The sequence below is a fragment of the Flavisolibacter ginsenosidimutans genome (assembly GCF_007970805.1).
In the GTDB taxonomy this organism is placed as follows: Bacteria; Bacteroidota; Bacteroidia; order Chitinophagales; family Chitinophagaceae; genus Flavisolibacter; species Flavisolibacter ginsenosidimutans.
This window is the reverse complement of record NZ_CP042433.1, coordinates 2,513,054-2,525,990: the sequence shown is the minus strand read 5'-3', so window position 1 is coordinate 2,525,990 and position 12,937 is coordinate 2,513,054. Positions and strand designations below refer to the sequence as shown.

Genomic DNA, 12,937 nt, shown 5'->3' with positions numbered 1-12,937 from the left:
AATCTTGTGTATGAAATTTAATGATGAACGCTATTCATTTTATCAGAGAGCTATTTTGACTTAGTTCTTATATTGAACCAAATCGAGAGAAACGCTTTCGGTATTGGGTAATTCACGGACGCCACGCCTTTTATAAACCGCATGAGAATTCATGGATGATCTATGTTTCATCTTCCAACGCTCCAGATCAATTATCATTTGGTGAGATTTGCCTAATATGTAGGCGAATTAAAAGAAGATTGCTGAATTAACTATTTCGACGTGAACGCACTGCTGTATTTGCTGGTTTTTTTCGCTTCCTTTTTGGTAGATGTGATTCCGTTTGTGGGACCACCGGCATGGTCTGTAATGGTGTTCCTGCAGATAAAATTCGGCCTCGATATCTGGCCGGTACTTTTTTGGGGCGTTAGCGGCTCTGCTCTGGGAAGATATGTTTACAGTTGGTATATAAAAAGTCTTGCCGACCATCTCGTAAAAAAGGAAAAGTCAGAAGACCTGAATTTTCTGGGCAGCCGGCTTTCGGGCAAGACCTGGCAGGTTTTCCTTTTCGTTCTTCTTTACACGCTGATCCCCATTCCCACCACGCCCCTTTTTACCGCCACCGGCATTGCCCGCATAAAGCCCTTGCACATCATGCCGCCTTTTTTCATCGGCAAGTTTGCCAGTGATGCGTTGATGGTCGGCACCGGGCATTATGTTGCCACCAATCTTTCTACTATGACGCAGGGCCTGGTTTCATGGCGCAGTATTGTTGGAACAGCCGTTGGCTTGCTCATCATCAGCCTGTTCTTTTTTATTGATTGGAAAACACTTTTGCTGCGTAAAAAATTTAAAGTGAGTTTTCATATTTGGAAGTGAAGAAACGGGTGGAGTGAACAGCGTGTCTTGTTGTCGGTAAAACGGGAGCCCGGAAAAGAAAACGTGAAGACCGTCGTATGCAGCACCGTATTTAATGCAAAGGCTTTGATTTAACGAGAATAAAAGGGTGGCGAAAACCACCCTTCTTAATTTTGCGGCATGACGACAACATCGAAAATCGGAAACATTTTCCTGCGCATTTTAAAAGCCATCTTTCTGCGGAAAAAAGATTGCTGTAAATAAAGGCAATGAAACAGATTTGTCCCAAAGTTTTCTTGCCGGCATAATTCACAAGCTGATTTTAATTCCGCCGTTTACAACAAAACCTTCCAGCGGTGCGTAGATGTCTTTAAAGACCGGCTCCGCTACCGTGCCAGAATAGATGCTTTCAAACTTCGTTTGCCGCACATCGCCAAAGTTTTCAAAGTTTATAAAAAGAGAAAAGTGTTTCCATAACTTTTCAACCACAAGGCCCGTAAGCCAATAGCCTCTGCCCTCGCTTCCGTCGGAGCGTTTTTGTTTGCTGAAATAGTAAAGTTCCGAGCCAAATTTCCATTTGCCCTCGGCCTCGTAAACCAAAGCTGCATTGAAACGGTGTTTGGGCGTGAGCGGGTTGTCAAGGCTTACACCCTTGTCTTTTATTTTGGCATTGATGTACGTGTAGCCTAAGTATAAGGCCAGATCATCATAACCCAATTTGACATTTGTTTCTGCGCCTTTTGAACCAATGTGGCCTGACAGGTTTTTGAATGCGTACAAACCATTCCCTGCCGTAACCAGCGAAAGAGGATGATGCAGGTAAGTATAAAAGAAAGCTTGATTGACGCTAAAAGAAAACTGATCAATTGATGTTTTGTAGTTCACGTCCCAATTGGCGCCATAGCTTTTTTCCAACTCGTTCGTTGAAGGACTGACGGGCAGCACGTTCTTGTACAGGAGTCTTTCGCTTTCCTCCGTAAAAACGGTTGGTGTTTTATAGCCCATGCCTCCGCCAATGCGGCTGGTCAGTTTCGGCGCTATTCTAAACAGCGCCGAAAGCCGCGGCAGCAATGCCAAACCATAATCGTTCACGTAATCGCTTCGTAAGCCGGTTTCGATTGTAAGCCAGTCCGCCGTGTTCCAGGTGTTTTGTACAAACGCACCAAACGTTGTCTGGTTATAATTTCGAAGCGTGGCAACGGTTGACGGCGTTTCCTTAAATTGATCGGTCAGAACGTTTATGCCCACAACCCAATCACTCTTCTCCATTTTGTTTACATAGGTCGCTTCTGTAAAACTGTTGATTTGCGCCCCTTGAAATGAATAGCCCTTGCTGTTGATGGCGCGGTTAAAATAGCCGACGCTGTTTTTAATTTGCAAACTGCTTTCTTCACTTAGCCGGTGGTTAAAGGTGAGTTGTGTTGATAGCCGCTTTGTTTTATTTCTTTCAAAATAACTGTGGGTGCTGTCGCCCTTGCCTTCAATGTAATTGATGTCGCCGCCGAGGCGGTTCTCAAAAGTTGTGTTCACGCCAAGGTTCAAACTTGTTTTTTCGTTCAGGTACAAGAACAATTTAGGGTTAACCGTATAACGTTCAAATTTTGGAATGGCGGTAAAAAAGATATTCGCAGGATCATAAGCCTTGTTTGTATTTCGGGAAACAAACAAGGTTATGCCGGCCTTCTTAAACTTCTGGCCATAAAAGCTGCTAAGGTCAAGCCCGCCGGCAGACGTTGCATTGACATGAAAATTTAGTTCCCGTTTATCGGTTGGTGTTTTTGTAATCAGATTAATTAAGCCGGCGATGGCGCCACCACCGTATAAAGTAGATGAGGCGCCCTTAATAATTTCCACCTGGCGCAAATCCAATGGCGGTGTTTGCAACAAACCAAGGCCGCCTGCCGCCCCGGCATAAACGGGGAAGCCGTCTTTTAGTATTTGCGTGTACCGGCCATCCAAGCCCTGAATTCGAATGCTTGCATTGGCGCTGGTAGCGGAGGTTTGCTGGCTTTGTATCCCGGTGCTTTCGGCCAGGAGCATACGTATGTCGCCGGGACGCATGGTAGCTTCTTCGTGCACTTCCTCTTCTGCAACTACTTCTACTCTTGTTGGCGTATTGCGTATGCTGCGGTTCGACCGTGTAGTGCTTACCGTTACCTCATCTAAGGCCTGTTCTTCCGGTTTTAAAAATAATTCGATGGTGTCCGTTGTTGCAAGCGGGAAATCGAATGCCTTTCCCATCTCTTTATATCCGCTGAACGTAACCCTGATGAAATGCCTGCCGTTTGGGATGGCATCCAAAACAACAACGCCGGCTTCATTAGCAACAGCAGACAATTTTAGGGTTTGAATTTGAACCGTTGCGCCTTGTAGCCGCTCTTTGCTGTCTTCGTCTTTGACGATGGCTTTAAACCTGTTTTGTGCGTTTGAAAAAAGGGGAAGAAACAAGAAGATAAGGATAACTCTTTTCACGAACGATTGAATTGATTTTAAGAAAGCCTGCCGCTCACAAACCGGCAACATCGAAAAAATAAATTGATGCGTTGGCTCATTGAACGAAAACAAACGTCGAAATTAATGCGAAGAATTAAGCTTCGCTAAAACGCATGTTTGTAAAGCGAACTTCGGTTTGTTGTAACCACAAAATCTCATTGAAAGTTGCTGCGTAATTGGTCTGTCCCGTTGCATCCCTATTAGTAAAACCGGCAGATTTTTGGATTTCTTACCGGCATCCTTTAATTTACTTCTTCATTCCCCGCCGTTCCGTTGAAAGCCCGGGTTGTTGTATTGTGGTGGCATCCGTAATCAAATGAGACAAGAGCCAGATTTCTTAACCACTTAACCTGCGTTTTATGACGACTTCCTCTTAATCGTTTGCAGTAACTCCCGCAAAGTCCAACTTTACCACAACCACTTTTCAAACTTGTTTTATGGCCAAACTCGATCCGGAACTTCAGATGCTCCTGGCAAAGAAGAAGTATTACGACGAGCATCCCGGCCTCTATGAAAAATTATCGCCTTCGCAAAAGCTCGAAGACCCTGTCAACATTGCCTTTACATACAAAGGGTTGCTGAGCGAAATAAAAGTTCCCGGCTTTTCTCCTTCCGCCGGCGCCGGTAATGTGGCTTATGCAACCGTATCCTTACAGGTATTGCAAGCCCTGGCCAATTATCCGGCAATAATTTCCATTGAGCGGCTGCGGCGTAAATCCATTGGCCTCGACACCAGCACCCACGAAATTTTGGCCGACCAGGTTTGGAGCCGTTCCGGCGATAATTTTTCAGGCTTTAGTGGCGAAGGCGTTGTGGTCGGCATCATTGATACCGGCATTGATTACAAGCACCACGGCTTTAAAAATGCCAACGGAACTACCCGCATTTTAAAAATCTGGGATCAGACCCTCAAACCCGGCGCCGGTGAAAAATCGCCCGACAGTTTTAACGACGCAACGTTAGGCGGTGCGGTCAACATTTCTTACGGTGTTGAATTTAACCCGGGGCAGATCAACGCGGGTATTCGTCACAAGGACACCAATTCGCACGGCACACACGTCACAGGCATTGCAGCGGGCAACGGTTCGCAATCGGGCAATTGCCACCTGTCTTATCATTTCATTGGCGTTGCGCCAAAGGCAGACATCATTGCGGTGCGCATGATGGGATTGACAACCGGCGATGATTTCACACAGCTTCCGCCCGGCACCAAAAGCGTCATGACGGACGCCATTAAATACATCATTCACGAAGCCAAAAAAATCCCCAAGCCCGTCGTCATCAACATGAGTCTCGGCACGTTTACCGATGAAATGAACGGCCAGTCTGCAGAAGCAAAAGAAATGGACAAGATACTCACCGACAACCCAAGCGGTGTGGCGCTTGTCTTGATTTCGGGTAACGACGGCGCCAGCAATTTTCACGCAAAGGCCGACGTGCCGGCGGCCGGTGTTTTGCCCATCAAGTTTACCGTGCAACCGGGCGATACCCAAACGCGAAACATCGTGATTCTTTATACCGGCGCAAACGTCAGCATCCAATTGACTTCTCATCTTGGCGCACCGTCCGGATTGATACCCTGGATAGCGCCAACCGATCCTTTCGTGCACAATCCAAAACCCGGCGCAAACGGCGTCAATGGCGAAGTGAACGTTTCGCACGATACCACAAATCCAACCTCTCGCATTGCGATTGAAATTGTTCCGCCGCCCGGTGGTGTAAACGTTGCCGGCGATTGGACGATTGAATTAAAAACAACGAACGGCGTGGCCACAATGGTGAATGCGCTCATTCTTTACGGAACGAACAACAACCGTTCTTCGCCAAAATTCCTCGATCACATTTCACAACAATTAACGCTGTGGCAGGAATGCACGGGCAACAACGTGATTGCCGTTGGTTCGTACAACGACGAAGGCGGCGCACTGGCTTCCAGTTCGGGCCGCGGCCTGACGCTTGACCTGCGCATGAAGCCTGAAATCACTGCGCCGGGTGTGGGCATTTTGTCGGCGGCCAGCAACGATGCGGCTTCTTCCGAAGGCGGCGATTACCGTGGTTGCTGCTGCGATTGTTGCCAGGATTTTTACACCACCAAAAGCGGCACCAGCATGGCAGCGCCGCACATAACGGGTGTTGTCGCGTTGATGCTGCAGAAAAACAAAACGCTTGGTTTTAACGATATCAAAGGTGGCCTTGTGGGCACAGCCCGTCCTGCACCCGGTGGCGCACCGCCCGATGACGTGGCAGGATGGGGCGCCGGAAAGGTAAGTGCGAAGGCTGCGGTTGACGGCATTGCAGCCGTAGCCGCGCCTGGAATAGCTGGTGGCGGTGTTGGCGGCGGCCCCGATCATTTTAAAGCAGCGCCGAAAACCGAAATGCAAAACCTGCAGGAGCGTTTTCTAAACACTTATCACGGCAAGCGGCTTAAAGGTTTGTTGCGGCCTTTCTTTCTTGAAATTCGAACGCTGATTAACACCAATAAAAAAGTAGCAACGGTATGGCACCGCAGCAAAGGATCTGCGTGGATGAACGCTGCCTTTCGTGCGGCTTCGCAACCAGGCCAACCGGTGCCGCAATTAATCGAAGGTCTTTCCTTGCGTGAATGTGCGCAACGTGTTGCGGCCATTCTAAAAAAATATTCCAGTCCTTTATTGGTTGCGCATTTGGAAGAGTGCGAAGAAGAGATACAACGTTTGAAAGAAGGAATGAACGTTTATCAATTGATTGCTTTGCTGGAAGAACCCGCGTTTAATCCCACCTGAAAACTTTCCGAATATTTTTTGCGGTTGAATGTCGAGCCGTGAATCCGCCTCTTTGAATCCTGCGCTTTATGAAACGATGGAGGAAAGTGAATCCGTGGTTAGGACAAACAGCATCACTATTTCGAATCGTTTTAAAAACTCTTTATGCCAGACGCAGCCGGAACGCTGGAAACCCTTGCGCTTGAATTGGGCAAAGCACTGGAGCCGTTGCCGGAAATATTAAGGCCGGATATGTTTGCCCGTTTGGGTCTGCCCTTGCCATCGGCTATTGTTGGCAACGGAGGAATTGCCACGAAACTTTTGGAAGCCGCTGCAAAAGCCGGCGAACTTCCACCAAAAATAACGGCGCTGGCAACGGCTGTTGCCGGCGGCAACGAACTCTCCATCATCAGCGACGGTGCACAGCTTATTGCCATCATCAGCCAGTTGGTGGTAAAATTTGAAGAACTGGGATCGGCTTTGAACAGCGCTGCGAATTCATTGCCGCCGGCGGATAAAGCAGTCTTTCAACAACTGGCCGCGCAACTGCCGGTGCGCATTCTTGAGTATTCGCTCGTGGGTTATTTGGCCGAACGGCTACCCAACTTAACGACAACGCTAAACCTTTTGGGCATCGTTGACAAAGAAGTGAAAGTACCCGCAACATTGGAAACCGGAACATCGTTGCCAGTTGTCATTCCGCGACGGTTTTACATTGATCGCCTGCCGCAACTTTTATCCAATCCCGTTGATTATTTCAAACAGGTTTACAAGCTTGGATTGCCTGGCTTCACCGGACAAGAGTTGATGGAAAAGGTTCAAGGTTTGCTGGCTCAAATTGGTTTTCCGGCTGAACTCTACATCGTCGGCGGACAACTTACGTTGGAAGCCTACATCTTCAAAATACAAACCGATACGTCAACGAATCCGCCGGGATTAAAGTTTGAAATAAACGTGAACGGCGCACAAGATTTCGATCGTGATTATCCGTTCTCTGATTTGTGGAAAGGCACGGTGCATGTGCACGCAGCTTTTGCTGCCGGCATCAGCGGCACGTTGAGGCCACCCTTTGAACTGGCGCTGAAGCCACCTTCGGGAAATCTCGTTCTTGACCTGCTGTTGGGAATAAAAGCCGCGAAGAGTAGCAACGAACCGCTCAATATTTTAAGCCTCACCAAAGGAGCAAAGCTGCAAGCCAAAAGCATCAGCGGAAGCGTTGGCGTAAACATCAATCTTGGAACGGCAGGTGGCAGTGTGTTGCCGGCTATTCAAATTGGTATTGAAGAAGGAAAGTTGATTATTGATTTTTCCGAAGGCGATGGGTTTATTCAAAAAATGCTGTCAGGCGTTCACGTGCAAGCCGATTTTGGTCTGCTTGGGGCCTGGAACCCGAAAGACGGTCTGCGTTTGCAGGGAAGCGGCGGCGTGGAAGTCTTTATTCCCATTCATCTTGACCTGGTGATTGTTCAAATCAACGGGCTGTATTTCAAGATTGCTTTCTCTACCGAAGCACCGTTGAAACTTGGATTGGGTGCGCAAATCACAACCAATCTTGGTCCGCTTAAAGCCGTTGTTGACGGCATCGGTACCAACATTCCCATCACCTTTCCGTCCAATGGAAAAGGACGGCTTGGCCTTGCCGACATTGACTTTAAATTTCAACCGCCAAAAGGCGTTGGCTTGTCGCTCGATACCGGCGTTATCAAAGGCGGTGGCTTTCTTTCCATTGACGTTGACAAAGGCGAATACATCGGTGTTCTTGAATTGAGCTTCCAGGGCTTTATTGACCTGAAAGCCATCGGCATCATCAACACCAAAATGCCCGATGGCAGTACAGGTTTTGCACTGCTCATTTTAATCACCGCAGAATTTACGCCCATTCAATTAGGCTTCGGTTTTACGCTAAACGGCGTTGGTGGTTTGCTCGCAGTTAATCGCAGCACCGACCTGGATGCGCTGCGCACCGGCGTTCGTACAGGCGCCATCAGCAGCATTCTTTTTCCGCAGGACATTGTTGCCAACGTTACCCGCATCATCTCCGATCTTAAGGCCATCTTCCCGATTGTGGAAGGACATTTCATCATTGCGCCGATGGCGAAAATTGGCTGGGGAACGCCGACGCTTATTTCGCTGGAACTCGGCATCATCATTGACATTCCGACGCCGCAACTGGTTATTCTTGGTGTGTTGCGTTGCGTGTTGCCAACCGAAGATGCAGCCATCTTAAAGTTGCAGGTAAACTTTGCCGGCGGCATTAACTTCGACAAAGGTTTGCTTTGGTTTGATGCTTCGCTTTTTGATTCGCGATTATTGGTATTCACGCTTACCGGTGATATGGCCTTGCGTATTGGCTGGGGCGATGAAAAGGTTTTCATTGTTTCCGTTGGTGGTTTTCATCCGGCCTTTCATGAAATACCGAAGGACCTCACGGGCATGAAACGCCTCAGTATCTCGTTGTTATCGGGCGACAATCCACGCATTACCGTTGCCACCTACTTTGCCATTACATCCAACACGGTGCAATCGGGCGCAAGAGCCGAGTTGTATGCGGAAGCCTGCGGCTTTAACGTGTTCGGCTACATTGGTTATGACTTGTTGGTTCAATTCAATCCTTTCTATTTCATTGCTGATATTTCCGCGGGCCTTGCGCTGCGTTCAGGCGATGACGAGATTGCCGGCATTCACGTGCATTGCCAATTATCGGGACCAACGCCCTGGCACGCGGTGGGCGACGGCAGCCTCGAAATTTTGTTCTTCAGCATTAGCGTGGGCTTTGATGTAACATGGGGCGAAGACGCACCGTCGCAACCCGACGAACTGGAAGATGTGCTGGCCGATGTGGTGAATGCCTTAAACGACGACCGCAACTGGAAAGCAACGCTTCCGCCAAACACGAACACCAACGTTACCATCAAAAAGATTGAGCTGCCGCCGGATCAACTTATCATTCATCCTTTCACGCTTTTATCGGTAAGCCAAAAGATAGTGCCGCTGGAGATGGAGATAAACAAGTTTGGCAACAAGAAACCGAAAGCGGATACAAAGTTTACGCTAACCAATAGCGAAGGCGGCACGCCGGTTTACGTGAACGAAGAATTTGCCGTTGCCAATTACGTGAAGTTGAGCGACAGCGAAAAGCTTTCCCGCAAGTCCTTTGAGCAAATGAAAAGCGGCTTGCAGTTTCAAACCACGAACGACATTCTTCACGGCGTGGAATTGCACAAAGACGTAACCTATGAATTAAGCTACGTTCACCGCAAAAAAAATCTTGTCATTCGTTTGCGCATCTTCAAACTTTTATCGGCTGCATTTAACGTATTGGTGAAAGGAAGTGCGGTGCATAAAAATGCTTTTGCTGTAAGCAGAAAAGCACCGACCAATCCACCGGCAAAAGTAGCCGTAACGACACCGGCTTTCAGTGTGGTGAACGTAAGTGATTTGGCATTGGCCGGCACAAATACGTTTGCCGCATCCGAAGCTGAAGCATACGCGATACACGACGAATTGGTGCGGAAGAATCCTTCGCTCAAAAACCAGATACAAGTTGTCTCACAATTTGAATTAAACTAACATGGCCATCACCGTTGCAAAATATACGTTCGGTTCTTTCCTGCGCAAAGGCATTGGCGGCAAGATTGAACAAATAGATAATCTTGGGGACGGCTCGCCAACCGTTACGCAACGTTCAACTGTTGACGTGGACGTGAAGATTAACAGCACTACCGTGCAAAAGCATTTTCAGTTGCTTGGTCCCGGCGACATCATCGGCATTAATCCCGCCATGGTGGTGCGCACCGAACCCCTGAACTGGATCACGAATTTCGAACCCAACTATCTCCCGTTCATTGAATTTTACGACGAAGATTTTATCTGGCGCTACACACCGGCGAAAGCAGCAGCGGCCAACCTTCGTCCCTGGATTGCCTTGATTGTTTTGAAAGAAGATGATAAGCCGGAGCAAAGCGAGTTTGTGTTGAACGATAAAAAAATGCCGCTGCCAACGGTAATTGTAAAGTCGGCTGATAATTTACCGCCGCATACGCAAACCTGGGCCTGGTCGCATTTGCACGTGAACGAAGGCTATAATTCAACAACGGAGTTCGAGCAATTTTTGCAATCGTTGCATGATTTAAACAATCCAAACGCCGACAAGATTATTTGCCGTTTGATGTGTCCGCGAAAGCTTGAAACAAATCAAGGCTATCGGGCCTTCGTTGTGCCTTCGTTTGAGACGGGGCGGCTTGCGGGTTTAGGCCTCGATCCTTCGGCTGTGGATGCGCAGATGCCTTCGTGGATCGCCGGCGGTGCAAACATCGAATTGCCCATTTATTACCAATGGTATTTCCGCACCGGCGACAACGAAGATTTTGAATCGCTGGTAAAAATTCTAGAGCCGCGAGTGATGGACAAGCGCATCGGCATAAGAGACATGAACGGTTCGGCGCCGGGCTTTGGCATGACGGAAGGAACGAACATCGGCAACACGGAACCACCAAACGAAGACAAGCCTTTTATCATTGGATTGGAAGGTGCGCTGATGTCGCCAACAACCAAATCAAGTCCGCAGGCGATGGACACGAACCGTCCTTTCTTCGCACAACTGCAATCCATTTTAAACTTTCCTGCGGAACTTCAGAAGACGTCAAACGGTTCCAGCGACCCCGTTGTGAGTCCACCGATTTACGGCGAGAACCACGCCTTACAACACGAATTGATCATAGCAAACAACGGCTGGCTGCACGCACTCAACAAAGATCCGCGCACAAGAGTATCGGCGGGTTTCGGTACAAGTGTGATTCAGGAAAACCAGGAAGATTACGTAGCCAAAGCATGGGAGCAAGTGCAAAAAATTTTAGAAGCAAACCGCAAGATTTTATTCGCTTCTTTTTCGATGGCCTTTACGCAAACGATCAAAAACAATTTCATTCAAAAGCTGGCGCCGGAAAAAACCTTGTTGTTCTTTTCGCCCATTCTAAAAAAAGTAAAAGGCTCACCCACGACGCTGCATTTTCAAATGGCCGAAAGCCGGTTGCCAACTGCGGCGGTAAGTGTTGCTTTCCGGCGACTGTTGCGGCCACGCGGACCCATTCATAAAAGGTTGGTAGCATCTGATGCCTCGTTTAGTCATGCAGGACTTATCAGTGATTTGAACGACGGTAAAATATCCGCTGCACCGCCAAAGAAAACCCCGGTTGACATTAACCGCGTGGACCAAATCACAACGAACTTACCCGGTGAAAAATTTAGTCCCCTTGTTGACTGGCTTTTGCAAAACAACCTTCTTGCACTAATCATTCTGCTTGCTGTATTTCTGCTGCTTGCCATTGTTACCGGCTTGTGGCCATTGTTTGTTGTGCTTGCGATTGCGGCCATTGGCCTTTATTTCTATTCAAACAATTTGAAAAAATTAGCGAACCAGAAAGAAGCCCTAAACGATCCGGCCACATTGGTGAACGTTTTGCAATCAACGCCGGCTTCTCCAAACTTTACGTTTACCGAAACAGATCCGGTGGTGAAAGAAACATCAAGTGGTTCAACAACGGTTACAGTCACAACGGCGCAAAGTTCAACATCGGCCGATGCCATTACCTACACAACGGTGAGTAGCAAAACAGCGGCAACGTCAGGGCAAGACAACGTGGAAGCCGCGAACTTTCGTTCGGCGGCGGTTATCCTGAACAAGCGATTGGAAATTAAAGTGCCGGAGAAAGTTTATCAACCCTACAGCATAACAAACGCTTATCAAAAACTAACCGAAGCCACCGACCCACGCACCGTTTTTCCACGCATGTTGGCTTCGATGGTTTTCTTTTCCTTCAACAAAGACTGGCTGTTGAAATTCGAACACCTGGTGCCCGCAATGGCCTATCCCGATTTTCCCGACCCGATGTACGAAAAGCTGCGGGACATTTCTTCCGAACTGCTCATTCCAAACTTAAACCTCATTCCGCCAAATACCATTTCGTTGTTGGTAACCAATCCGCCTTTTATTGAATCGTACATGATTGGATTGAATCATGAATTCGGCAAAGAGCTTTTGTGGCGCGAATATCCAACCGATGAAAGAGGAAGTTATTTCCGGCAGTTCTGGGACATGAAGGGAATTATTACCAATGCATCAAACGTATCGCCAGAACAACTGGCCGAAGACCACAAGGACATTATTCCGATTGACCAATGGCCAGGTGCGAGTGAATTGGGTCATCACAAGAAGAGCAATCCCACCGGCAAAAAACAAGTGGTGCTTGTAGTAAGAGGTGAATTGCTGAAGAAATATCCAAACACGATTGTTTACGCACAAAAGGCGCACATCTACAAAAAGAACGGCATTCCCGACGCCACGCAAGAACCGGTGATTATTGAAGTGGAAACCGAAGCGCAGATGGCCGATGAAATCAAGTTTCCCATCTTCAAGGCCGATGTGGCTCCTGACATTAAATTCTTTGGTTTTGACCTTACGATTCCCCAGGCAAAAGGCGCCGACAATCCAACAAAAGAAGCCGACGACTGGGGTTATTACTTCGTCATTCAACAAGTTCCCGGCGAGCCTCGCTTTGGCATGGACATAACCTTTGACCCCGATGATGATCCGGCGACGCCGATTACATGGGATGATTTAAGCTGGGATAAATACACGCCAACGAAAAGCTTTATCAGCACCGTTGTAAAGCCCACAGGATTTACGCCTGCGGGCACCGATGAAAACATCAATCAATGGGGCGAGAACGCGGCACGCATGGCTTACATTCTTTACCAAAAGCCGGTGATGATTGCCGTGCACGCAAAAGAGATGCTGGAGAATCTTGATTGAAAATTCAAAACCTAAGATTCAAAGTCCAAGAGCCAAGATTGAACAGTAAGGAGAA

The 12,937-nt window shown here is 48.0% G+C and carries 5 protein-coding genes; 4 read left to right on the top strand and 1 reads right to left on the bottom strand.

Annotation, left to right across the window (positions count from 1 at the left end):
- The first annotated feature begins 261 nt into the window (after positions 1-261).
- The gene (locus FSB75_RS10400; RefSeq protein ID WP_146786692.1) at positions 262-858 is read left to right on the top strand and encodes a hypothetical protein; all 597 of its coding nucleotides are present in this window, start codon (positions 262-264) and stop codon (positions 856-858) included.
- 288 nt (positions 859-1,146) lie between these two features.
- Here the strand turns inward: FSB75_RS10400 and FSB75_RS10395 are convergent, their stop codons facing one another.
- Positions 1,147-3,309 carry a TonB-dependent receptor gene (locus tag FSB75_RS10395; RefSeq protein ID WP_146786689.1) on the bottom strand — a complete coding sequence of 721 codons (2,163 nt, stop codon included), beginning with the start codon at positions 3,307-3,309 and terminating at the stop codon, positions 1,147-1,149.
- Between the two features lie 458 nt (positions 3,310-3,767).
- Between FSB75_RS10395 and FSB75_RS10390 the strand changes: the two genes are divergently transcribed.
- The 3 genes from FSB75_RS10390 to FSB75_RS10380 all read left to right on the top strand — a co-directional run bounded on the left by FSB75_RS10390 (position 3,768) and on the right by FSB75_RS10380 (position 12,882).
- On the top strand, positions 3,768-6,092 hold the full coding sequence (locus FSB75_RS10390; RefSeq protein ID WP_146786686.1) for a S8 family serine peptidase: 2,325 nt from the start codon (positions 3,768-3,770) through the stop codon (positions 6,090-6,092).
- 144 nt (positions 6,093-6,236) lie between these two features.
- A complete protein-coding gene (locus tag FSB75_RS10385; RefSeq protein ID WP_146786683.1) occupies positions 6,237-9,641 on the top strand; it encodes a DUF6603 domain-containing protein in 3,405 nt (1,134 codons plus the stop codon).
- A gap of 1 nt (position 9,642) precedes the next feature.
- Positions 9,643-12,882 (top strand): hypothetical protein, encoded by a 3,240-nt coding sequence (locus FSB75_RS10380; RefSeq protein ID WP_146786681.1) that lies wholly within the window; start codon positions 9,643-9,645, stop codon positions 12,880-12,882.
- Positions 12,883-12,937 lie beyond the last annotated feature (55 nt).

What these genes read in the sequence shown, in the direction of transcription:
- FSB75_RS10390 (WP_146786686.1), top strand. Translation starts at nt 3,768, where the DNA reads ATGGCCAAACTCGATCCGGAACTTCAGATGCTCCTGGCAAAGAAGAAG.
- FSB75_RS10385 (WP_146786683.1), top strand. Translation starts at nt 6,237, where the DNA reads ATGCCAGACGCAGCCGGAACGCTGGAAACCCTTGCGCTTGAATTGGGC.
- FSB75_RS10380 (WP_146786681.1), top strand. Translation starts at nt 9,643, where the DNA reads ATGGCCATCACCGTTGCAAAATATACGTTCGGTTCTTTCCTGCGCAAA.